The organism is Kitasatospora cheerisanensis KCTC 2395, assembly GCF_000696185.1.
In the GTDB taxonomy this organism is placed as follows: Bacteria; Actinomycetota; Actinomycetes; order Streptomycetales; family Streptomycetaceae; genus Kitasatospora; species Kitasatospora cheerisanensis.
Genome location: NZ_KK853997.1, coordinates 2,636,518 through 2,658,267, shown reverse-complemented (window position 1 = coordinate 2,658,267; position 21,750 = coordinate 2,636,518). Strand labels below are relative to the sequence as shown.

Genomic DNA, 21,750 nt, shown 5'->3' with positions numbered 1-21,750 from the left:
TGGGTGCTCGCCGACCTGGAGCGGCTGGCCGCCGACTGCATCGAAGCGCGCTTCTCGAAGATCAGCATCGGCATGCTCTTCGAACTGGTCCGCTACAGCTACGGCCGCGCCACCCTCGGCGGAGACGACTTCCGGCTGAACAACGACTTCCGCAGCCGCTACGCCCGGCTGCTCATCGAACGCCACCCCGAGTGGGCCCCGCGCATCGAAGTGCGGGCCCTGCGCTCGGACTGACGCACCACCATGACCTCTTGGAGAAGTACCCGTGCCACCGAAGATCAAGTCCCGCCGGCCCACCGGGATCGTCCCCTGGCCGTTCATCCTCGTCGAAGGCGAGGAGGGCGCCGGAAAGTCTTACCAGGCCATCGAGTTCAGCGGGTCCAAGCACATCGGACAGGCGTACGTCATGGACCTCATGGAGGGCTCCGCCGACGAGTACGCCGGCATCCCCGGCGCCCGCTTCGAGGTGATCGAGCACGACGGTTCCTACCAGTCGATCGCTGAGCAGGTCGAGGCGGTGTGGTGGGAGGCCCGCCGGGCTGCCACCGCGGGCGAGAAGCCCGTCCTCTTCATCATCGACTCCGGATCCGCGCTGTGGCGGATGCTGTCGAACTGGACGTACGAGCGGGCCAAGCGCAGCGACCGCAACCGGAACAGGCTCGCCGAGAACCCGGACGCCAACATCGACATCGGCCGCCACCTGTGGAACGACAGCATCGAGCGGTGGAACCGGATCATCTACATGCTCCAGACCATGCCCGGAATCGCCATCATGCTCTGCCGCGGCAAGGAGATCAGCGCCACCGACGGCAACGGGCAGCCGCTCATCGTCAACAAGAAAGCGGTCAAGGACTGGAGGGTCAGCGCGCAGAAGGACACCGGCTTCGACAGCAACGTCTGGATCCGGGTGCGCCGCGACAGGCACCCCGAGATCATCAAGGCCCGCACCCTGCGATTCCGCGTCGAGAGCGGCAAGCCGATGCCGCTACCGGACTTCTCTTACGAGAAGCTGATCTTCGGCATGCTCGGCTGCTCCATCAACTCCCAGCCCCGCGACATGCCGGAGCTGGTCGGCGACCGCACCGGCCCGTGGATGAAGCGCATCGCCGAGGCCACCGACCGCGACGCCTGCGTGGCCTTGTGGAAGGAACTCGACGCGGGGCCGGAGACCGGGCTTTCCGAGGCGGAGTGGAAGACGGTGCGGTTGGCCGTTCAGGAACGAGTGCGGGAGTTGGCCGCGCCGCCGACCACGATCGACGACGAGCCCGGCAGCGACGCCGCCCGACTGCGGGCCGCCGCCGAGGCCGAGCAGGCCGCCGCCGACGCCGAAGTCCTCGGCGAGGACGCCGCCTGACCGCAGCCGGGTGGGACCGTTCCCGACGGTCCCACCCGGCACCGCCCGCCGGCGCGTCGAACACCGCGGCGGCGGCTGCGCCTGCCCAGGCACCGGCCCGGCAGCAGCCCCGTGACGACTGACCTCTTGGAGCAGCACCCCCATGTCCACCCCCGTTCTTGAACGGCCCGAGTCGCCATCCATCTGGATAGCGGCCGACGCCGTCGACCAGGCCCGACCACGGTCCCGACAGCGCCAACTCGGCGCATCGGACCTGGTCTGCGAACGCCGCGCCGCCTACATCCACCACGGCTGGGAGCCCACCGACCACATCGTCAGCCCGGCCGCGATGCTGGGCACCTACATCCACGAGGGCCTGACGACCGCCGCCCGCCGCGAGTTCGGCTGGCTCGTCGAGAAGCGCGTCGCCGACGAGGTGATCCGCGGCAGCATCGACGTCGTCCAGCTCGACCGGGTGACGGCCCGCCAGCTCCCGCGCCGCCTACGCCCCCGGGTGCCCGCCGACGTGACCACCGTCGAGGACATCAAGACCCGCACCACGTACCGGTGGGACGAGGCGATCCGGTACGGCGCCACCCCCGGCGAGATCCGTCAGGTCATGACCTACACCCGGCTGCTGCGGACCGTCGGGTTCGCCGACACCGACGGGCAGCGGGTCCTGGCCCGACTCGGCCCGATCCCGGTGGAGCGAATTCGCCTGCGTTTCATCAACCGGGACTCCGGCGAGGAGTTCGTCCAGGAGATCCCCTACGACCCGGCCGCCGCCGAAGAGACGGTGTGGTGGCTGGAGCGCATCACCGAGACCGAGCACCCCGAACAGGCCCCCCGCACGTTCTACGGGCCCGGCATCGACCCGCAGTGCGACTTCTGCCCGTTCGCCACGGCCTGCTGGGGCACCCCGGCCAACGGGCGTCCCGTGCAGGCCAACATCGTCCACAACGACGAGGACGTGGCCAGGTGCCTCGCCGACTACGTGGCCGCCCACGAGCAGTGGTCGAAGGCCGACCGGACGAAGAAGTTCGTCCGCAAGGCCGTCGACGGCGCGGACGAGGGCCGGTACGGGCGCAACGCCCTGAGCTGGCAGGGCTCGGAGAAGACCGAGAAGAAGCCCGACGTGCGCGCCATGATCGAAATCTTCGAGACCCTGGACGCCCCCATCCCCACCGTCCCCGACGCCGACCGCATGGTGCGCGCCCTCATCACCGCCGGCATCCCGGTGCCACTGCGGCAGGTGACGAAGAAGGGCACCCGGCGGATCGCGGTGAAGGCGGTTCGCGAGTGAGCGCCGCCCGCCGCCGCTCCGCCGCTCCAGGGAGGGGGAGCCGTCCGTGTCGATCCACCTGATGCTGATCGCCGGGTACCTCCCGAGGGACGTGATCGACAACCCGACGGAAAAGCTGGTGCTGATGAAGATCGCGGACTCCGCCGACGACGAGAACCGGCTGTCCCGCCCCGGGATGCACCGGCTCGCGGCGTGGGCCGGAGTCGGCGAGAACCGCGTCGTCACCCTGATCACCAACCTGGTGAAGAAGGGGCTCGTGGAACGCGTGGAGGTCGGACGGCCCGGCCGTACGGCGGTGTACAAGGTGTTCCCGCTGGGCGTGCCGCAGCTTCCGCAGACCGAGGAACTGAAGGAGCGCCAGGCCGCCGCCGCTGCCGCGCCGCGCAACCCGCGGCTGGCCCGTCCCAACGCCGTCCGGACCAAGCCGGCACCCCCGGCCAGGACCTACGAGGACGTTGAGAAGCGCAAGCGGAAGGCAGCCGATGAGAACGGGTTGCCCCGGGGAAACCCACCGGCGGACCAGGAGCGACTTTCCCCGGGGAAACCCAATGCGTTTCCCCGGGGAAACGCGGGACCTTTCCCCGGGGAAACCCCTTCCTTCCTTCCTTCTACCTCTTTCCCACCTACCCCCCACCCCCCACGGCTGACGCCGCAGGGGAGCCGGTGGAGCCCGAGGAGACGGAGGCCGGGAAGTGCTCGCGCCACCGCCGTCCCGCGAAGAACTGCCGGGCGTGCGGGACCAGCGCCAGGGCCCAGCAGCAGGCCGCCGAGGCCGCCAGGAGGAGGGCGGCGCAGCAGGCGGAGCGGGACCAGTTCGAGGAGTTGAGGCGGGAAGGGGCGATGCGGCGGGCCAAGGCCGATGCGAACCCGGACGGCATCCAGAGCGCGCAGCAGATAGCCAGAGCCGCGATCCGTGAAAGCCTCAAAAGACGTGAAAGTAACAAATAGGAAACTAAGTGCCGGGAGTTTGCGCCCCCATGCGGCTGAGTATAAAATAAAGACATAGAGAGGGGGAAGGGCCCCCGGGGGAAACGGAAGGAACGACACATGCTGCTGCCCACGATCACCGCTGCGAAGGACGACCAGGGGCGCGCCACCTACGCCGTGAACTACACCGGCGTCCTCGACCCCCTTGTCCGGGCGCTCGCCACCGAGCGGGCCGAGAACGAGGAGATCGACGTCGACCTCGACTGCATCGCCGACCTGGCCGCCCGTGTCGAGCACGCCACCGACGAAGACGCAGCCGACGACCCGGCGGGCGAACTGTCCTGGCGCATCGACCAGCTCCTCGACCTCCTCGGCGAAGGCGCCTACATCCTCCCCGTCAAGCCGAACACCTTCGACCTCCAGCAGGCCCGCAAGGACGCCTTCGAGCTGCGCTCCATGGCCGACAAGCTCTCCGCCTGGGCCGACATGCACGCCGCCGGCCTGGCGGCCTGATGCCCCCCGGCCGGGGGCTCCATGCCCCCGGCCAGCCCCAACTTGTATGGGAACTCATAGAAAGCTCCCCTTCACGTCAGGACATGCCATGACTGTCGACCCGATCCTCCCCGCCCGCTACACCCCGATCCTCGACCTCGCCCGCCGCCGCGGAACCCCGTTCCACGTCACCACCCACGACGGCCACGGCTACCTGCACCTCCACCTGCCCGACGGCACCCACCTCACGATCACCGACGACGGGGTCGGCGGGGCCACCGCCCGCAAGCCCGGCGGCGCCACCGGCTGGCAGATCACCCACGTCACCCCGGGCGTTCAGGCCGCCGCCGTCTACAACTCCACCCTCCTCGGCCGCTACCACCACCTCGGCACCGACCCCCGGCCGCTGCTCCGGGTCCTGAACCGCTACCTCCCGCCTCCGGACCCACAACCGACGCCGCGCCGACACAGGACCGGCCTCCTGCGCCGCCTCCTGCGCCTCACCTGACCGACCGCCTATCCGGCCAGCAACAACGACCTCTTGGAGAACCCCATGCGACTTGCCCCCCTGCCCCAGCACAACCGCGTCAACGACCCCGCGTGGCAGGCGATGCACGCCACCTACGAGCCGCTGATCACCCCGCTGCGCCGCCGCCAGCTGACCGTCGACATCGACTTCTGCGGCGGCGCCACCGTCATCTACGCCGAGCTGCCCGACGGCACCTTCCTGCGGATCGGCACCCACACCGACACCGGCGGCCTGCCCAGCCACATCGACAGCGTCGCCTCCTGGCTCGTCGTCCGCGAGGACCCCGACAACCCGACCGTCCGCCACATCGTCTACGACTCCACCCCCGACGACCGCAACGTCTACGGTGCCGCCGGCGGTTTGATCGCCCCGCTCCTGAACGCCATCGACGCCTTCCTTGAGGCCCGCCGCATGCCTGGCGCGCCGAGCGACCACCGGGCCGTCATCACCCTTACCACCATCCACGAGACCGGTCCCGCCGCCTTCGCCACCACCCTGCCGTTCACGGACGCCACCATCGCCGCCGACCGGCACACCGAACTCCTCGACGCCCTCACCGGCCAGAGCCTCGCCATCGTCCACGAGACCGGCTACGGCCCCTGGCGCAAGCACGTCCTCGCCGCCGGGGACCGCGTCCAGGTCCTCACCACCACGCTGGCCGAACTCGTCCCCGGCGGCCGGGGCGACCTCAAGTGCTTCTGCGTGCTCGCCCACCCCCAGACCCCCGAGGACGACGCCCGCCTCCTCGCCCAGGCCGAGCACGCCCACCGCATCGGCGACGCCCACGGCGTGTTCCTCGCCATGCAGCAGCTCTACACCGCCCAGGGCTGCCCGGCCCGCCCGAAGGGCTACGCCCGTGTCTGACCAGACCCCCGGCGAGCAGCCCGCCCCCGAGACCACCGACCGGCCCGAGACCGTCCGGCCCCCAGCGCCCAGGAACCTCTACGGCCTGTTCCTCGCCTCCCCGCCGCTCCAGCCCAGCTGGTCGACCGCCGGACCCAGGGCACGCGACACCGCCCGCCTCCTCGGCCACCTCGACCTGGACGAGACAACCCAGACCTGGACCTACACCAAGCCGGAAGGGGACCGCCCGTGACCGCCGTCCAAGCCGTCGCCCTGCTGCTGGGCGCCACCGGACTGGCCCTGGCCGTATGGGCGCTCCGCATCCCCCACCGCGCCAGGCGACAGCCCGACACCCGAACGAACCGCACCCGCTGAACCACCCGGCCGCCGGCACACCCGGCGGCCGCCCACCCCATCCACCCGAAGGGGCCCCGATGAATCGGACCTTCCGCCTCGAACACCACCCCGTCGACGCCTCGACGACCGTCGTCGTCGACCACTTCACCTACGACCGCATCGTGCGCGCCATGGACCGGCACGGCATGATCCACGACCTCCCGTACCCGGAACACCCCGCCCCGGCCGACCCCGAGGAACGCCGCGCGTTCCTGGCTGCCACCGCCGCCGAGCCCGTCGGCATCCCCCGGCACAAGCTCACCGTCGACGCGGAATGGCTGATCACCCCGCGCGAACTCACCGCCGCCCTCGGCGCGTACTACGCCCACCCGATCGAACAGCGCAACGCCGCCGACCGGGCCATCGACAAGTGGCGCCCCTGGATCGGCCTGCTGCTCTCCGGCGGCAACCACCTCGGCATCCGCTGCCTCTGACCCCGGGTGACGAACTCGCCCCTACTACCGACGACGAAGGAGCCCCCGATGGGCACCCAGTTCTTCATTGAGACCGACCACGACGCCTACGAGGAGGAGTACTACAGCGAGAGCGCGGGCGGCATGACCGTCCTGCTGACCAGGATGCGCGAGTTCGGCATGCTGACCGACGCGGAGGAGCCCCACCGGCCCTACCTCGCCGAGTTCGGCCTGACCCTCGACGACTTCGACGGCCCGATGTGCGACGGGATGGTCAAGCCTGAGAAGGCCGAAGCCTTCGCTGCGGCGCAGCAGGCCGTACAGAATCGCCTGGAGGGCTACGACCCGGCCACCACCGGCATACCGCGCTACAAGGTGGCGCACAACGAGGGCTTCCTGATCACGTCGACGGAGATCGCCGCCGCCCTTGCCGCCTACGACTCCAGCCCCGCCGAGCAGCGCCGCGAAGCCGAGCATTCCAGGCGCTGGGCCGTGTGGATCGCCTTCCTCCGCAAGGGCGCCAGTGCCGGCATCAAGGTCTTCTGACGCGAACCGCCGACCTGTGGAAGCCCCGGATCGGCCTGCGCTCTCCGAAGGCAACCACCACGACGCCCGCTGCCTACGCCCACCCTGGGCCGAAGGCCCACCTCTCACCCTCGTTCCTGGAGCATCCGATGACTACCGGCGACACCCCCGAAGAACTCGTACGCGAAACCGAACACGCCCTCACCGCCGCCCGTGCCGCAGTCGCGTTCACCGCTGCGAACCCCACCCTGCCCGTCGCCTACTTCGTCGCCTGGGGCCCCAGCGACCGCGGCATCAGCGCCGGCCCACTGCTGGAAATCCACCTCGCAAACGAAGTCGACGCCCTCCAGGACTATGCGAAGGGCATCGGAGCCACCGTCGACAGCTCCGGGGGCACCTTCACAGTCACCACCGCCCTCGGCCCCGTCACGGTTCTGCTGACGGCCTGCTACCCCGTCGACGACGAGCCCTCGTTCTTCGACGGCCACGGAATCCTCTGACCAGTCGCGAACCCCGTCCGCCCGAAACGCCCGCACGTTTCCCGACCCCGAACCGTCAGCACCGGAGAACACCGTGACCTTCCTTCTCGCCATCGACACCGGCGACGACCACGACCCGAAGAGCCGGTACGAGACCAGCGCCCTCGCCCTCGGCCTGCTCCGCGACGCCATGCAGGGCTTCGGCATGCTCACCGGCGACCAGCTGCCGTTGCCGTCGTGCAGCCGCCAGGCACTGGACTATTCCACAGCGCCCGACCGGCCGGGCCCCGCCGCAGGCGGCATCCCCATCGACAAGCTGACCCGGTCCGGCGGCCAGCTCATCACCGCCGCCGAGATCGCCGCCGCGCTCGCCGCCTACGAGGCGGCCCCCGAGCCCCTACGGGCCATCGCCGAAGACCCGGCCAGCGGGCCCCACGGCTGGCCGTCCTGGATCGCCTTCCTCCGCCGCGGTGCCGAACACGCCGGCATCCGCGTTTCCTGACCCCAGCTTGTATGGGGATAGATCGTTCTGTCCCCATGGACCTCTTGGACTTCCCATGACCATCCGCGACACCGCGCCCACGGGCCGGCTCACCCCCGTGTGCGTCCGCCCGGCCGCGAACCACTGGCAGCTCGTCACCCAACCCTGGCCGACTCCCCGTCCCCGCACCGCCGACACCGGCCCCGACCTGACCGGCCCCACCCTCGACCTGCCCTCCTCTGGCAGCGGGCGGCCGTGATGGCGACCTTCATTGACTTTCTCTGCGGCGCCGGCGGCTCATCAACTGGCCTCGTGGAGGCTGGACTTGAGCTTGTCCTCGGCGTCAACCACTGGAAGCTGGCGTTGGAGACCCACGCCGCCAACCACAGGAACGCTGACCACCTGTGCATCGATGTCTCCGGCATGCCGATGCGCTACCTGCCCAAGGCCGATGTGCTCTGGGCGAGCGTGATCTGCACCGAGATCAGCCCCGCCGGCGGACGGCCCCGCGAGACGGCCCAACTCGACCTCCTCGACGGTGACGACGACTTCAAGGTCCTGCCCGACGACGCCTTCGAGCGGACCCGTGTGACCGCCTGGTGCGTCGTCCGCGCCGTCGAGGTCCACCGCTACCGCGCCATCGTGGTGGAGAACGTCCTGGAGTTCGTGACCGACTGGATCCTCTTCAACCAGTGGATCGCCGCGATGAAGGGGCTCGGCTACAACTACCAGATTACGTCCGTGAGTTCGGCCCACGTCGGCGACGACGACAACCTGCGGGCACCGCAGTGGCGCGACCGCGTGTACATCACCTTCACCCGCCGCGGCATGCGCAAGCCCGACCTTACGCCGTCGCCCGCCGCCTACTGCTTCGTCTGCGGCGAGAACGTCAACGCCGTCCAGACGTGGCGCGACCCCAAGATCACCGTCGGAAAGTACTCCAAGCAGTACGACTACCGCTGCCCCAACAGCCGTTGCCACCACGCGATCGTCGAGCCGTGGGTGCGCCCCGCCTCGGCCGCGATCGACTGGACCGACCTCGGCCAGCGCATCGGCTCCCGCCGCAAGCCCCTCGCCGACACCACCATGGACCGCATCCGCGCCGGGTTGGCGAAGTTCCCCCACGTCCCGTCCGCGATCAGCCTCACCCACGGCCGGGACGGCGGCGACCGCGCCTTCGGCCTCACCGATCGCCCCCTGCCCACCCGCTCCACCAAGCAGGGCGAAGCGATGCTCGTCCCCACCGGCGGCAGCTGGAACACCGACCCGTACCCGGTCAGCCAGCCCCTGCGCACCCGCACCACCCGCGAGTCGGAAGCCCTCCTCACCTCGCCGTCCTTCGTGATCGAGTACCGCAACAACGCCAGCGGCAGCAGCATCCACAGCCCGCTGTCCACCGTCACCGCGCAGGGCAACCACCACGGCCTGGTGCTGCCCGGAGGCCGCGTCGACCCCCGCGACCGCAACACCCTGGTCGTCCCCTACCGCAAGAGCGCCACCAAGCACGCCGGCATGCCGTTCCACACCCTGTCGACCAAGGACTCCGCCGCGGTCGTCGTCACCGAGGAGAGCATCGCCGACTGCTGGTTCAGGATGCTCAAGCCCGAAGAGCAGCTGGCCGGACAGAGGTTCCCCGACACGTACATCGTCCTCGGCAGCGGCGCAGAGCGAACCATGCAGGCGGGCAACGCCGTGAGCGTCAACGTCGCCCAGTGGATCGGCCGCAAGCTCCTGGAGGTCCTGTGATGACCTTCCCCGACAACACCTCCCCTCGCATCCGCCAGGGCCGGTGGAGGCTGCGTCTGACCCCCGGCCCCGTGCAGGCCCTGCTCCTCACCCAGACCCCCGACCCGAACTGCCGGTACTGCGACGGCGAAGGCGGCTGGCTGACCTGGCCGCGCAGCACCCGCTACGTCACCTGCGTCTGCTGGGACCCGACCCGCGCCCGCCGCCTCCTGCGGCTCCGCCGTCCCTGACTACCCGCCGACCCGGGCCCCGGCAGAGACCGGGGCCCGGCCCGACCGAGAAGACCAACGCCATGTTCACCGCCCTGCCCGACACCGACCGCTTCCTGCCCGACTGCTTCGGCGACAGCCACTTCAGCCCCGCCGACGGCTGGAAGACCCGGGACAAGCTTGAGGCGATCTGCCTGCCGGTCCTCGAACGCTGCGTCCCGTGCCCGTTCCGCGCCACGTGCATACGCCAAACCCGGCCCCACCAAAGCCGGTTCGACGGCGTGTGCGGCGGGCGCCTGTGGCTCGACGGCGAAGTCATCGCCACCGCCCAGTTCCTCGATGACCGCGACCTGCCGCTGCCCGGCAAGGAGCGGGCCATCTGCGGGACGCTCGCCGGCTGGAAACGCCACAACGCCGTCGGCGAGCAGTCGTGCGACCCGTGCAGCGCCTTCGCCCCGGAAGACGACCCCGAATCCGACCTCCCAGCGACCGAAGCGGCCACCTCCGTGCAGCTGGCCCTTGACTTCGCGGCCTGACCGGGTCGGGCGCCCCCGTGCCCCGCCGCGCAGCCCTCAGCTCCCAGCCCCCCAAGTACCCGACCAGCAGCAAGGAACAGCACATGCCCCCCTACGAACCGACCCTCCGGCACATGGCCGCGGAGGCCCTCGCCGAGCAATGGGCCGACGACCAGAACCACCAGTTCGAGGCGGACGCAGACGCCGAACGCTACGCCGCCGCCCACACGCGGAAGATCCTCGGCGAAGACCCGGCCGACCTCCTCGCCTGGAAGGCGGCCGAGCCCGAGACCGGCGAACAACTCGCTGCGCGGGCCGCCCTGCCCGACACCCCCGGCTGGTACCTGCGGTGGGCCGTCAGCGAGGACGGCGACAGCACCACCTTCAACCTCCACCGCCCCTGCGCCGAGGGCGGCCACAGCGACCAGATCGGCAGCCTCGCCCACCTCGGCGAGTTCATGGACCGCCTCAACAGCCGATGACCCGCCGGTGCGGGCGGGCCGCGACAGCCTGCCCGCACCGCAGCAGCACCCAGTTCACCGCGGCCCGGATGGGGCCGGCCGCGCCGTCACCACCAGGAAGAACGAATGAGCAGCACCAACAACGACACCCCCTCAGCCAAGGGCCCCATCCCCCTGGTCATCGGCCTGGACCTGTCCCTGGCCAGCACCGGTATCGCCGGCGTTGACTGGGCGGACGCCCTCCGTCCCAAGGGCACCCTGCGCGGCCACCCTCGCTTGGCCTGGATCGTCAACGAGATCACCGACCGGGTCCGCCGCGCCGACATGGTCGTCATCGAGGGCGCGGCCTACGGGCATGGCGCCCAAGCGGGACATCACGAACTGGCCGGCCTGTGGTGGATGGTCACGCAGGCTCTGTGGCACCGCTCGATTCCCTACGCCGTGGTCACCCCTTCCCAGCTCAAGGTCTATGCCTGCGGCACCGCGAACCCTGCCGCGGACTACCCCAAGGAGACGCGCAGCAAGGTGGCGAAAGGCATGGTCCGTGACGCCGTTGCGCAGCTGTTCGGCCTGGACTGCGAGGGCAGCGGGCGCTACGACAAGGCCGACGCCGCAGTACTCGCCCACATGGGCAGGGACTGGCTCGGCCACCCGACGGTGAGCCTTCCGGAGCGGCACCGCCGCGCGCTGACCGCCGTGCCGTGGCCCGAACCGGCTCGCAAGCGACACGGGTGGCCAACTCCTGTTCCACCGGCGGAGATTGCGGCGGAAATAGCTGGACCCCGGGCATGAACGAGTATAAAATATAGACATGAAGCGAAGAAAGGGATGATGATGAGCCGGACCCGCGAGAATGTCACCTGGCAGTCGAAGGACGGCAGTTGGAACATTGGCTTCTATGCCTTCACGGGCCACTGGGAGTACGGCGACGGGAATCACGACGAGTTTGACCCCGAGTGGGACGTCGACTACCACAAGGACGAGTTCTGGTTCCTGTCCACCGGCCATCCGAACCCTGAGGCCGCCTATGAGGCGTACTGCGCCGAGGAGCCCAACCCCGGCTACACGATGATCCTCGCCTGGACGGCGGAGAACGCCAGCCGGATCGAGGAGCTGGAGGCCATCGCGGCGGCCTTCGCGGCCCCGGGTGCAGGCCGTGGGGTCTGCCTGCTGTAGTTGGAGCCCGGCTCCCGCCCGGCGGCGAATGCCGCCGGGCGGGAGCCGGGGGCCGCCTGCCCGAAGGTGACTGGCACTCAACTGCTCGAAGCTGCTGGAGTTGGGGCCCCGTGAGTTGGACGCCCCGACTGAATGAGTATAAAATAAATATATCGGGCGGGAGGCCCCCCGCGAAAGGACCCACCATGTACGCGCGGCTCGCCAAGGACGTCGCCACCCAGGTCCACAGCCCCGGCATCCACGCGACGGCTGTCCTCAATCCCGTCTACGTGGCCGTCACCCCGGAGGACCCGCGCCTCATCAAGATCGCGTTCACGCCGGCGAAGGCGGGCTCCGTCCAGCTGGACGTCACCCTGATCAACCAGGGTCGCAAGCCGCTGGACACCCTGATGGCGATCGTGCCGATCGCGAACTCCCCCCGGACCGCCTGCAACGCCTTTTTCCAGGCCACCGGCGTCTGGTTCCAGCCGGTCGGCTGACCAAGCCCACGTCAGCAGCGGGGGGCCGCATCCGGCCCCCGCCCCACCCCCTCGTAGAAGGAGAAGCATGTCCACCGCCGCACCCGCCCGCCGGGTCCGCATCGCCACGGGAACCCTCGCAGGCCAGCACGGAACCGTCGTCCGCACCTCCACCGACCCGAACGGCCCGTGCTCCGTGCGCCTCGACTCGGACCCGCGGGCCGAGCCCGTCTCCTACTGGCCGCACGAGATAGTCGACCTCGTGCCGAACGCGCTGCTTGTCGCCAACACCGGCGAGAGCTTGCGACTCACCCTCCCTGCGGACGCGGGCCCGCTGCGCGCCGCCGCTGCGACCCACCTCGGCGGGCCGGCCGTCTTCAACGCGCACGCCGTCCAGTGCCCGCACGGTGCAGTCTTGGGCCTCGCCGTCCGGGTGGACAGCGCGGCCCTGGAGGTCAACGACTACGCGCAGATCATCCTGGACACCCTGGGTGGCGAGACCCGGCCCGAACTGCTGCGAGGCCCGGTGCTCTTCGCGGGGCCCGAGGGCGGCGACGGCCGGTCGACCGGACTCACCGGCCAGCAACTCGGCGCGCTCGAACGCCTCCTCCAGATCCTTCGGCGGATGCTCGGGGCTCCGGCCGGCACGTGATCATCCGTATCGACCTGAGAGTCAGCCTCGATGCCGAACGGTGGGGAGAGGAAGCGGGCACCGATCCGGCCGACGCGGCCCGCGACGCCTGCTGGTACCTGTCCGACGCCCGCGACTGCATCCCCCACATCGGAGAGGACGGCTGCCCTGCCGATCTGAAGCTGATGCCCGGCTGGGAGGAGGACCAGGACCTCTTCGGGGCGGTCAAGATCCGCTCGCTGTGGCAGGTGCACTGCTCGGCGGCCGACTGGATCGCCTGGCAGGAGAACCCGGGGCCGACCAGCGACAGCTTCACCGTCCCCGCCGGTCGAGCCCGCGAGGACCTGGCCCGCACGGTCGTCGAGGGCCTGGTCGGGATGTCCCTGTTCATGGACGCCCAGGCCGTGATGACCCTCGTGCACCGCTGGCGGCAGAGCTACGACCACGCCCGAAAGACACGCCCGAACCGCCGCCCCAGCACCTTGCGGTGAGCGGATAGCCCGCCCCGCCGAGGAACCCGAACGCATGCTCACCGCTCAACGCCCCATCACCGTCGAAGCCGGGGACCCGGTCGACCTGATCGACGGGCAACTGTGCTGCGAAGACTGCGTCCTCGAACACCAGTGGGCCCGCTCGGGCCTCTGAATCCCCCTACACGGCAGGAGAGTTGAACCATGAAGAAAGAACACTTCGCGTACGTCATCGACCCGGACGGCGGCGACGACACGATAACCTGCTGGGACCCGGCCGACAGTCCGGCCCGAATCCGACTGGACGCGCATCAGCTGGTCGCCAACCTCGGAGCCGGCTACAACTCGCACCGCCTCGGCCGGTACGTCGTGCACCACGGCAACCCGCCGTACGTCGAGGAGGTCAACCACTACGCCGGGCAGTTGTGGACCGGGCTCGCCGGCGGCGGCCCGGTGCCGGTCCTGCGCGGCACCGTCCTGGTCACCGGGCGCAAGCTCCGCGACGGCACGCACCGGTTGCTCGGTCTGCCCGAGATCGAGCACCTCGCCGCCCTCGCCCAGGAGCCCACCCAGTGGCTGGAGCCCGAAGGGCTGGTGGTCAGTGCGGCGCAGGCGCAGGGCGACCGGGCGCGCCAGTGCGACGCCTTCGCCGTACACCGGGACCAGGGCACCGGGATCTGGGCGTTCGCGGTCTGCGACGGGATCGGCGACAGCCAGGACACGGCCGACTTCGTCCAGCACTTCACCCCGCGACTCGCCAAGGCCGCAGCAACCCTCCAGCGGCCGGAGAAGGCGATCGAGGCCATCCGGGAGGAGGTGGAGCCGTGGCAGCGGCAGCGCGGGGTGGGCGAGGACGTCTCCTCGACGGCCGTGGTGGTGACGTGGCACGAACAGCGGCGGAGGACCAGCATCGCCTGGGCGGGCGATTCGCGGGCCTACATGCTCAAGGGCGGCGAGCAGGGGCGCCTGCTGACGGTGGACCACAACCTCGCCCAGCAGCATCGGGCGGCCGGCGGGCTCGTCGGCCCGTACGACCACAACCGGCTGACGTCCGACCTCAGTTGGGGCGAGATCGGCACCCTCACTCAACACAGGAAACTCGACCGCCTGTTGCTGTGCACCGACGGCGCGTACTTCCCCCTGGGGGACGGCAAGGGGCCCGACCTGCCGCAGACCGCGGACTACTACGACCGGAACTACGTGGACCGCTACTGGGCGAAGAGCGCGGCCGGATGGGTGGTCAGCCGGGCGGTCGAGCGGCACCGGGCCGGCGAAGGCGGCCCGGCGGACAACGCGACTGTGCTCGTCATCGCGTTCCCGGATCGCTGACCCGCGGGAGCGGGGCGGCGTCCACCCCTTGAGATCTTTCCGGGGGAGTGGAAAACCAACCCAAATGAGTATAAAATAAAGACAGAAAGGAGGGGGAGGGGCCCCCACCGAGAGGAAGGAACCGCCATGAACGCGCTCACCGACGCAGCCGCCTCCGAGGCTCGCTACTACGCCGCCATCGCCCGCTCTCGCGCCGCCCGCGCCGAACAGGAAATCCACCGCCTCACCCTCTCCGCCGCCGCGATGGCCCTCGACTCGGTCGCCCGTCTCCTCGGTCACCCCAACCACGAGGCCGCCGTCCTCGACGCCCTCGACATCGCCGAGAACTACGCCACCTGCCGCGACGCCGGCCCCGGCGCGCTCCCCGGCGGCTTCTCCCTCGCCGTCCTCGACTACCTCACCGCCTGAACCCGCCTACGGCCCGGCCCCACGGCCGGGCCGCCCGACCCACCAACTCAACCGTCCGCCCACCTTGCAAGGAGGTCCCCAATGAGCGGCACCCACGAGAGCACCCTCACCGTCCTCGCCGAGATCAGGGGTCCGGCGCACCACCTGCCCGCCGTCATGGAGAGCATCAACAACATGACCGCCCTCTTCCCGGCGGAGGTCATCGCAGGCGCATTCGGGATGGTCGAACACTCCGTCTCCATCGCCTGGGCCACCCGCCCCGACGCCTTCCTCCCGCTGACGTTCACCCAGTTCCACCAGCTCGTCCGGGACCGCTACTACGCCGACCTGTACCGACGGGCCCTCGGCCTGGGCGCCGACTTCGACCAGATCGGTGACATGGCGGCGGACATCGCCCTGGCACTGCTGAACGACCCGCAGCTCACCCGCTGACTCACCGTGCATCCGGGGGCGAGCCCATACGTCGGCCCCACGCTCACAGTGAGTATCAAATAAAGAGTTCGGGTGCCTTGTTGGCCCGGGCACCCGCCGCACCCAAACCGAACGGAGCACAACGATGACCACCCACGGCTTCGCCATGATCGAGATCCCCGGACCCGACCACCACAAGATCACCATCCTGGACGCGATCCTGGACGCCCCCACCCTCTCCTGCGGCCGCATCGCGTTGGCCCCCGCACTGATCGAACACGCCATCACCTACGTCTGGGGCACCGCCCCCGACCACAGTGCGGGTACCACGCTCCGCCAGTTCCAGGAGCTCATCCAGCACCGCTACTACCCGGACCTCTACCGGCAGGCCCTCGTTCTCGAAGCCGACATGGACCGCGTCCCCGAGCTCGCCGAGACCATCCGCCACGCCCTGGCCGCCGACACCCAGTTGACCCGCTGACCAACCATCGCCCAACCCCGGCCGCCGTCCGGCGGCCGGGCCCCACCCCTGCCCACGAGAGGCCACCATCATGTTCTTGTTCGACCTCACCGCCGACACCCCGCAGGACCTCGCCGTCGAGATGGGGCGCATCCCCGTCCACCACCTCCCCGGCGTCGCCGTCCAGATCGCCAGGCACACCGCCTGCCCGGACTGCGTGCGCAACGCCTCGCGCTTCATCGAGGACGCCATCACGGCCGCATGGCTCAGCCAGGCCGCAGAGCTCACCCTCGGCCAGTATCGCGACGTCATCGTGAACGCCTACTACGTCTCGCTGTTCCGCCTCGCCCTCCACTCGGACTCCAGCATCGACCACCTCATCGCCGCCGCCCACGTCATCCAGCGCGCCTACGCCAAGCACCCCTACCTGGCCGACCGCTGAACACCGCACCCGCCCGGAGGCAACACCCATGACCACCACGCCCACCCCGACCGCCGCCCTGGCGCTCACCGACGCAATCCGAACCCTCATGGTCGTCGCGGCCATCCGAAACGAGCCCTCCCGCGCCGACGTGATTCTCAACCGCAGCACCCTCGCCGGCACCACCGACGTCCGCGCCTACCTCAATGGCAGCCTCGCCTACAACCAGCAGGTGCCGTTCGACCCGGCCGAACTGCGCCTGCACCTCCACGTTCTCGACTCCGGCGCCGCCGACGAGGTCCGCACCCACGCTTGGATGCTCAACGTCACCGACCTCGACGGCGCACCCCCGGCTGTCACCGAGCACATCACCGACCTCGCCCGCAAGTACCACCGCCCCCACCGCGGCTGCGAGGACTGCGGCGCGATCCGGCCCCTCCCCGGCGCCCAGCAATGGACGATCGTGGTTGACGAGTACGGCGAGATCGCCCAGGTCCGTGCCGGTCTCCTCACCGCCCTGGACGAGGCGGCTCTGCGCGACGCAGGCCACGTCGCGGCATTCGTCCTCCGGGCCCACTCCCTGCCGTCCGCCTACGCGCGGGCGATCAAGGTCCTCGACGACCTCTACCAGGACGGCGTGGACCTCATCCACAACCAGTTCGTCGAGCACGCCGTGCGTCTGGCGGCCAGCCGTGAACGCTGAACTCGACGAAGCAGTCCAGGCCGTCGGCACCCGCCTGCGGGTAAAAGCCCAACTCGAACCCGCGATCGCGGCCGTCATGGACACCGTGATCGACAGCGGCTACCACCACCGGCCCGCCCGCCAGCGCGACCTGACCCCCGAGCAGTACCGCGCCGACCTCCACCCGGCCGCCGTCGCCGAGGTGTACGGCTACACCGCCCTCCAATTGAGCGGCAACTACCGACGCGCCGCCGCCTACCTGCTCCACGCCTTCGACCGCGCCCTGCGTGGCACGCCCCAGCCGGCACGGCCGCAGCCTCCGATCCGGTGCCCCCGCGGCGGCGTCTTCCACGGGCCGCCCGGCCTGGCCGACACCATGCCCGGCCTCGACAGCGAGATCACCGCCGCAGCCGAACACCTGAACCGGCTCGACTACGACCAGGCCGAGCCCGCAGCCCTCGCCATCGCCGCCCGGCTCGCCGCCGGCGGACCCATCGGCAAGCAGTACGCCATCGCCATCGCCCGGCACCTCATCGAGACCGAGGCCCGGCGCCTGGAGGAGAGCCCCCAGCCCTCCAGCGCCTGACCAACCGCCATCCACTCGCGGCCCGGCGGCCACCCCTGTGCGGCCGCCGGGCCTGTTCACACCCAAGAAACGGACAAAACGTGGTGAAACAGCGGCGTCAGCCCGACCTGTTCAGCCTCCCCGCAGACAGCGACGACGACGAGTACGACTACTTCCAGCCCAAGGACACCCCCGCGCCGCGCCCCGCGCTGGCCACCGTACCGACGGCCCCCGCCAAGACCCCAGCAGCGAAGCCCCAGCCCCCCGCCCCGGCCGGGAACCGCACCGCAGGCCCGGCCGAGCCCAAAGCCAAAGCGCCGATCAGCAAGTACCGCATCCCGTTTGGCACCCGCTCCCACCAGGCGGCCCAGTGGATCGCGGAAGCCGCCGTCGAAGCCTGGGACCGCGAGCACGGCGGCAGCCGGATGGAGATACCCGTCGGCGTCGTGGCCGCTCTGGCGCTGTGGCCGCTCAAGGGGCCCGGAGGTCCGCTGTGCGCGGAGTTCTTCCTCCAGCTCGACGCCAAGGACCTCGCGCAGGCGCTGCGCGAATGCTGGGCGTACTGGTGGACGATCCGCCCCGACCTGGTCCACCGGGCCGCCCCGCTCGCCTCCTGGCTCGACGAGAGTATGAGCGCGCACGAGCTGCGCTGCATCAAGGCGGTCGCGCGCGCAGCGATCACCCAGGGCCTGTTCGATCTCACCGGAACCGACGACCCCTACATGCTCGCCGACTTCGACCTGATGTCCTGGATGATCACCGGCATGCGCAGCAGCGGGTCCCGCAAGTGGCTCGGGGAGTACCACACGCCTCCGGAGATCTGCGAGCTGATGGCCCGCCAGGTCATCGGCGACTGCTCCGAAGTGAAGCCCGGCCACTCCTTCTGCGACCCGGCCGCTGGCACCGGCGGCATGGTGCGGGCCGCCGTCCAGATGCTGCGCGAGCGCGGCATCGACCCCGCCACCTGTCGCTGGCACCTTTGCGACATCGACCCGATCGCCGCCGCCGGCGCCGCCGTCAACGTCCTGCTATGGAAGATGGGCCCCAACACCACCGTCTGGTGCGGCGACACCCTCGCGCAGGCCGACACCGAGCGGCTGGCCCTGGAGGAGAAGGCCCGCATCTTCGAGCACCGCGAGGACCTGCGGTGGAAAGCCGCAACGGTCGCTGCCGTCCTCCAGGCCGAGGAACTGCTTGCCAGGGCGACGCGGAAGGCCGCCTGAATTTTAGGGCAGACGAGTGGACAGCCCTGCGTGTTGAGTATAAAATAAAGACACAAGGGAGAGGGTCTCCCGAATGGACGAGAGGAGAGCAGGATGAGCAGCCGGGTGCTAGAGATGGTCGCCGAGGAGTTCAGCAGCGACTCGCGCCCCACCGTTGGGATCGCCGTCGACGGCCGGACCCTCGTGATCGCCCCGAGTCGAGAAGGGGGGCCCGACATCATCAGGGTCACCCTCTCTCCCCGTCCCGGCAATCCTGGCGGGGATGTCTTCGTCCTCGAAAAGCTGGACCCCGTCGGCGGTGTGCTTCGCTCGACCGAGGTGGGCATCCCGTGCGCGAACGTCCGGCGGGTTGTCGAGGACCTTGCCTCCTGGATCGACACCTTCGACCCGCGCGCCGTCGCGGACGTCGGCGCCGCCACCGCTCTGATGTGACACCCCGTGGTTTCGGAAGTGCTGAACCATGGCCAGTGCGAGTATTAAATAAAGACTTGCCAAGGAGAAACGACCGTGTTCCTCACCAACACCACCTTCGCCTCCGCCTTCGAAGGTGTCGCCACCCGGCTTCCCGGCTACACCACCGACCGCCTGCCCGACGACGGCCCGAACGTCCAACGGCTCACCAACGCCGACGGACGAACGGTCGGGGGCTGCATCCGCCTGTCCGGCAACATCGTTCAGCTCTGGGTCACCGCCCCTGGTAAGCGCGGCACCACCCGCACGGGCCCCGGCCTGCGTCCCGGCCGTAGCTACCACACCCTCCTCAACGTTGCCGGCATTGACGGTGACCCGGTCGACGTCATCCACGCCGCGATTGCCGGCAACCTCCTGCCCGCGTTCGACCGCAAGCCCCGCTTCATCGGCGACCGCCCGGAGACCTCGGCGACGGTACCGGACCCGGAGCTGACCGTTGTCGGGCCCGAGTCCGAGTCCGAGCCGGACCCGGAGCTGACCGTTGTCGAGCCCGACCCGGACCCGGAAGCGGAGCTTGCTCCCCAGGGCGACACCACTCCCGAACCGCCCCGCCCCGCCCCCAAGCGCGCCACGAAGAAGGCCACCCCCTCCCCGGCCAAGCCCATCCGCACCCGCAAGACCGCCACCAAGAAGACCACCACCCCGACCAAGCCGCGCAAGCAGAACACCACCACCGAAACCACCTGAACCGCCCGCACCTCGGGGGCGCGCCCACCGCGCCCCCGACCACCCCGGGAGACGCCATGACCACCACCGCCACGTACACCCTCGGCCAATACCTCGCGGCCGCTCTCCACCAGCGAGGCATCAAGAGCACCACGAACGGCCACCAGTCGGCGAACTCCTCCTGGCTGGAGATCGACCTCCCCGGCGGCACCGCGATCTGGGTATCCGACCAGGACGCCAAGATCGACATCGACCCCGGCGGCAGCCAGGGGCTCCAAGCAACCCACTACCTCGGCAACCCCTACGAGAACCCCGGCCACTTCGTCACCGTCTACGACGCGTTCCGCGACCCCGACACCGCCCACGCCGACATCACCGCTGCCGCCGACGCGATCGCCGCCTACATCACCAACTGGAAGAACAGCCCGGCGGCCCGACACCCGGACCGCCCCATCGACAAGTACGGCGTCATGGACCTCCCGGCGCGCTATCTCCGGCCGGGCGACGTCACCGTGCACACCGCCACCGGCGCCGAAGCGGTCGTCGTCACCAACCAGCGACGCAGCCACAGCAACCAGTACCGCCGAACCACCCGCACCATCGCCCCGCCCACCAGTGGCGGCACCGCCAACCTGCCCCCCACTCACTGGCAGTACCCGTTCGCCCGCTCCAGCGGCGGAGCCCACGCCATCACCGTCCTCGCCCACCGACACCACGACCCCCAGACGCTGCCGCCCATCCCGTACCCCGAGGTGCCCGAGCAGTTCAACGACGGCGACCACGTCGTCCACGACTCGATCATCTGGGAGCGCACCGACGGAACCTGGCGCAACGCCACCCGCAGCGCCTACGCCAAGCCCACCAGCGACGAAACGGTCCGCCGCCTGTTCACCGACGACAACGCGTTGCGCCTCGGCACCCCCGTCTACCTGCCCACCCGCTAGCCCCGAAGGACCCGAACCCCGTGCTCGACCTCAGCACCCGCCGCAACGCGGCCTCCGCCCACCGCGCGCTCGGACGACTCGACGACCTCGAACTGATCCCCGAACACCCCTACCCCGGCTCCGACGTCCACTGGGAGCTGCGCTGCGGTCGAGACGGCTGCACCTGGACCGGCGTCCTCTTCTACTCCCACCTGCGCGTCAGCCGAGGCCACAACCGCCGGCACCCCGGCTGCACCGGAACCCCCGGCACCTACCAGGTCCGCAAGACCGACGACGAACTCCTCACCCACCTGCACGCGGTGTTCCCCGGCATCGAATTTCGCATCCACACCACCCCGGCGGGCCGAACCATCACGTGGACCGGCGGCCCGGCCACCCACCACGTCCAGGCCCACATCAGCCCCCACCAGGGCACGGCCCTCTCCCAAACCACCAGCCTCTGACCCCCCGCACGCCGGGCGGCGACCTCCGCCGCCCGGCCCAAGCCCCAACACCCCCGGAAGCCGACACCGTGCCCATAGAGCTCGACCTCACCGGCCTGCCCCTCGACCTCGTCCCCGTGATCACCGCCCGCACCCGCCGCGAACTCGAACAAGCGGCCCCCACGATCCCCGGCGCCCTCGCCCGCGACGCCACCCGCACCTACACCCACCTCGCCGGCCCCGGCTGGGCGTTCGTCCGCACCGCCCACCACCACGGCACCACCCTCTCCAACGCCCGCCACATCCTCACCGCCGACCCCCGCCACCCCTGGTGGTCCCTGCCCATCCACCCCCGAAGCCC

The 21,750-nt window shown here is 70.3% G+C and carries 35 protein-coding genes and 2 pseudogenes; all 37 read left to right on the top strand.

Annotated features, from left to right (window positions below):
* Window positions 1–234, top strand: a pseudogene (locus KCH_RS41240) (hypothetical protein); the annotation flags it as partial.
* Between the two features lie 31 nt (window positions 235–265).
* A complete protein-coding gene (locus tag KCH_RS11955; RefSeq protein ID WP_051652988.1) occupies window positions 266–1,354 on the top strand; it encodes a DEAD/DEAH box helicase family protein in 1,089 nt (362 codons plus the stop codon).
* A 142-nt stretch (window positions 1,355–1,496) separates the two neighbouring features.
* Window positions 1,497–2,636, top strand: a complete 1,140-nt coding sequence (locus KCH_RS11950) for a PD-(D/E)XK nuclease family protein (RefSeq protein WP_084223506.1) — start codon at window positions 1,497–1,499, stop codon at window positions 2,634–2,636.
* A 61-nt stretch (window positions 2,637–2,697) separates the two neighbouring features.
* Window positions 2,698–2,883, top strand: a pseudogene (locus KCH_RS47175) (helix-turn-helix domain-containing protein); the annotation flags it as partial.
* Window positions 2,884–3,299: 416 nt separating this feature from the next.
* Window positions 3,300–3,584, top strand: a complete 285-nt coding sequence (locus tag KCH_RS44350) for a hypothetical protein (RefSeq protein ID WP_035862453.1) — start codon at window positions 3,300–3,302, stop codon at window positions 3,582–3,584.
* 99 nt (window positions 3,585–3,683) lie between these two features.
* Complete coding sequence (locus tag KCH_RS11940) at window positions 3,684–4,076, top strand: hypothetical protein (RefSeq protein ID WP_035862450.1); 393 nt, start codon at window positions 3,684–3,686, stop codon at window positions 4,074–4,076.
* Window positions 4,077–4,164: 88 nt separating this feature from the next.
* A complete protein-coding gene (locus KCH_RS11935) occupies window positions 4,165–4,563 on the top strand; it encodes a hypothetical protein (protein WP_035862447.1) in 399 nt (132 codons plus the stop codon).
* A gap of 45 nt (window positions 4,564–4,608) precedes the next feature.
* Complete coding sequence (locus KCH_RS11930; RefSeq protein ID WP_035862445.1) at window positions 4,609–5,448, top strand: hypothetical protein; 840 nt, start codon at window positions 4,609–4,611, stop codon at window positions 5,446–5,448.
* Window positions 5,441–5,680, top strand: coding sequence for a hypothetical protein (locus tag KCH_RS11925; protein ID WP_035862443.1), 240 nt, complete (start codon window positions 5,441–5,443; stop codon window positions 5,678–5,680). Before KCH_RS11930 ends, KCH_RS11925 begins: the two co-directional genes overlap by 8 nt.
* Window positions 5,677–5,802 carry a hypothetical protein gene (locus tag KCH_RS45995; protein ID WP_279635859.1) on the top strand — a complete coding sequence of 42 codons (126 nt, stop codon included), beginning with the start codon at window positions 5,677–5,679 and terminating at the stop codon, window positions 5,800–5,802. The genes KCH_RS11925 and KCH_RS45995 overlap by 4 nt, the downstream gene beginning before the upstream one ends.
* Before the next feature lie 59 nt (window positions 5,803–5,861).
* A complete protein-coding gene (locus KCH_RS11920; RefSeq protein WP_035862441.1) occupies window positions 5,862–6,257 on the top strand; it encodes a hypothetical protein in 396 nt (131 codons plus the stop codon).
* Between the two features lie 48 nt (window positions 6,258–6,305).
* Window positions 6,306–6,782, top strand: coding sequence for a hypothetical protein (locus KCH_RS11915; RefSeq protein ID WP_035862439.1), 477 nt, complete (start codon window positions 6,306–6,308; stop codon window positions 6,780–6,782).
* A gap of 128 nt (window positions 6,783–6,910) precedes the next feature.
* Window positions 6,911–7,261 carry a hypothetical protein gene (locus tag KCH_RS11910; RefSeq protein WP_051652986.1) on the top strand — a complete coding sequence of 117 codons (351 nt, stop codon included), beginning with the start codon at window positions 6,911–6,913 and terminating at the stop codon, window positions 7,259–7,261.
* Window positions 7,262–7,334: 73 nt separating this feature from the next.
* On the top strand, window positions 7,335–7,742 hold the full coding sequence (locus tag KCH_RS11905) for a hypothetical protein (RefSeq protein ID WP_035862437.1): 408 nt from the start codon (window positions 7,335–7,337) through the stop codon (window positions 7,740–7,742).
* Window positions 7,743–7,797: 55 nt separating this feature from the next.
* Complete coding sequence (locus tag KCH_RS11900) at window positions 7,798–7,980, top strand: hypothetical protein (protein ID WP_035862435.1); 183 nt, start codon at window positions 7,798–7,800, stop codon at window positions 7,978–7,980.
* On the top strand, window positions 7,980–9,467 hold the full coding sequence (locus KCH_RS11895) for a DNA cytosine methyltransferase (RefSeq protein WP_035862432.1): 1,488 nt from the start codon (window positions 7,980–7,982) through the stop codon (window positions 9,465–9,467). Before KCH_RS11900 ends, KCH_RS11895 begins: the two co-directional genes overlap by 1 nt.
* Window positions 9,467–9,697, top strand: a complete 231-nt coding sequence (locus KCH_RS11890; protein ID WP_035862430.1) for a hypothetical protein — start codon at window positions 9,467–9,469, stop codon at window positions 9,695–9,697. The genes KCH_RS11895 and KCH_RS11890 overlap by 1 nt, the downstream gene beginning before the upstream one ends.
* Window positions 9,698–9,759: 62 nt before the next feature.
* Window positions 9,760–10,212, top strand: a complete 453-nt coding sequence (locus tag KCH_RS11885; RefSeq protein ID WP_035862428.1) for a hypothetical protein — start codon at window positions 9,760–9,762, stop codon at window positions 10,210–10,212.
* Window positions 10,213–10,295: 83 nt separating this feature from the next.
* Entirely contained in the window at window positions 10,296–10,673 is a 378-nt protein-coding gene (locus tag KCH_RS11880; protein ID WP_035862426.1) for a hypothetical protein, read from the top strand.
* 105 nt (window positions 10,674–10,778) lie between these two features.
* A complete protein-coding gene (locus KCH_RS11875; RefSeq protein ID WP_051652985.1) occupies window positions 10,779–11,444 on the top strand; it encodes a hypothetical protein in 666 nt (221 codons plus the stop codon).
* A 36-nt stretch (window positions 11,445–11,480) separates the two neighbouring features.
* Window positions 11,481–11,828 carry a hypothetical protein gene (locus KCH_RS11870; RefSeq protein ID WP_035862424.1) on the top strand — a complete coding sequence of 116 codons (348 nt, stop codon included), beginning with the start codon at window positions 11,481–11,483 and terminating at the stop codon, window positions 11,826–11,828.
* A gap of 185 nt (window positions 11,829–12,013) precedes the next feature.
* A complete protein-coding gene (locus KCH_RS11865; RefSeq protein WP_035862422.1) occupies window positions 12,014–12,307 on the top strand; it encodes a hypothetical protein in 294 nt (97 codons plus the stop codon).
* A 67-nt stretch (window positions 12,308–12,374) separates the two neighbouring features.
* Window positions 12,375–12,938 (top strand): hypothetical protein, encoded by a 564-nt coding sequence (locus KCH_RS11860; RefSeq protein WP_035862418.1) that lies wholly within the window; start codon window positions 12,375–12,377, stop codon window positions 12,936–12,938.
* Entirely contained in the window at window positions 12,935–13,408 is a 474-nt protein-coding gene (locus KCH_RS11855) for a hypothetical protein (RefSeq protein ID WP_035862415.1), read from the top strand. The genes KCH_RS11860 and KCH_RS11855 overlap by 4 nt, the downstream gene beginning before the upstream one ends.
* Before the next feature lie 183 nt (window positions 13,409–13,591).
* Complete coding sequence (locus tag KCH_RS11850) at window positions 13,592–14,716, top strand: PP2C family serine/threonine-protein phosphatase (protein ID WP_035862413.1); 1,125 nt, start codon at window positions 13,592–13,594, stop codon at window positions 14,714–14,716.
* A gap of 126 nt (window positions 14,717–14,842) precedes the next feature.
* Entirely contained in the window at window positions 14,843–15,124 is a 282-nt protein-coding gene (locus tag KCH_RS11845; protein ID WP_035862412.1) for a hypothetical protein, read from the top strand.
* An 81-nt stretch (window positions 15,125–15,205) separates the two neighbouring features.
* Window positions 15,206–15,556, top strand: a complete 351-nt coding sequence (locus KCH_RS11840; RefSeq protein WP_035862409.1) for a hypothetical protein — start codon at window positions 15,206–15,208, stop codon at window positions 15,554–15,556.
* Between the two features lie 124 nt (window positions 15,557–15,680).
* Entirely contained in the window at window positions 15,681–16,016 is a 336-nt protein-coding gene (locus KCH_RS11835; protein WP_035862400.1) for a hypothetical protein, read from the top strand.
* A 70-nt stretch (window positions 16,017–16,086) separates the two neighbouring features.
* Window positions 16,087–16,437: a hypothetical protein gene (locus KCH_RS11830; protein ID WP_035862399.1), complete on the top strand. Its 351-nt coding sequence runs from the start codon at window positions 16,087–16,089 to the stop codon at window positions 16,435–16,437.
* A 28-nt stretch (window positions 16,438–16,465) separates the two neighbouring features.
* The gene (locus tag KCH_RS11825; protein WP_035862393.1) at window positions 16,466–17,119 is read left to right on the top strand and encodes a hypothetical protein; all 654 of its coding nucleotides are present in this window, start codon (window positions 16,466–16,468) and stop codon (window positions 17,117–17,119) included.
* Window positions 17,109–17,684: a hypothetical protein gene (locus KCH_RS11820; protein WP_035862392.1), complete on the top strand. Its 576-nt coding sequence runs from the start codon at window positions 17,109–17,111 to the stop codon at window positions 17,682–17,684. Before KCH_RS11825 ends, KCH_RS11820 begins: the two co-directional genes overlap by 11 nt.
* Window positions 17,685–17,764: 80 nt before the next feature.
* On the top strand, window positions 17,765–18,886 hold the full coding sequence (locus tag KCH_RS37165; protein ID WP_051652984.1) for an N-6 DNA methylase: 1,122 nt from the start codon (window positions 17,765–17,767) through the stop codon (window positions 18,884–18,886).
* 93 nt (window positions 18,887–18,979) lie between these two features.
* The gene (locus KCH_RS11810; RefSeq protein WP_035862391.1) at window positions 18,980–19,318 is read left to right on the top strand and encodes a hypothetical protein; all 339 of its coding nucleotides are present in this window, start codon (window positions 18,980–18,982) and stop codon (window positions 19,316–19,318) included.
* Between the two features lie 75 nt (window positions 19,319–19,393).
* Window positions 19,394–20,044, top strand: coding sequence for a hypothetical protein (locus tag KCH_RS37160; RefSeq protein WP_051652983.1), 651 nt, complete (start codon window positions 19,394–19,396; stop codon window positions 20,042–20,044).
* A 56-nt stretch (window positions 20,045–20,100) separates the two neighbouring features.
* Entirely contained in the window at window positions 20,101–20,967 is an 867-nt protein-coding gene (locus tag KCH_RS11800; RefSeq protein ID WP_035862390.1) for a hypothetical protein, read from the top strand.
* Between the two features lie 20 nt (window positions 20,968–20,987).
* The gene (locus KCH_RS41235) at window positions 20,988–21,410 is read left to right on the top strand and encodes a hypothetical protein (protein ID WP_035862388.1); all 423 of its coding nucleotides are present in this window, start codon (window positions 20,988–20,990) and stop codon (window positions 21,408–21,410) included.
* Window positions 21,411–21,478: 68 nt separating this feature from the next.
* The coding region (locus KCH_RS42475; protein ID WP_035862385.1) for a hypothetical protein at window positions 21,479–21,750 on the top strand (272 nt) is incomplete at its 3' end.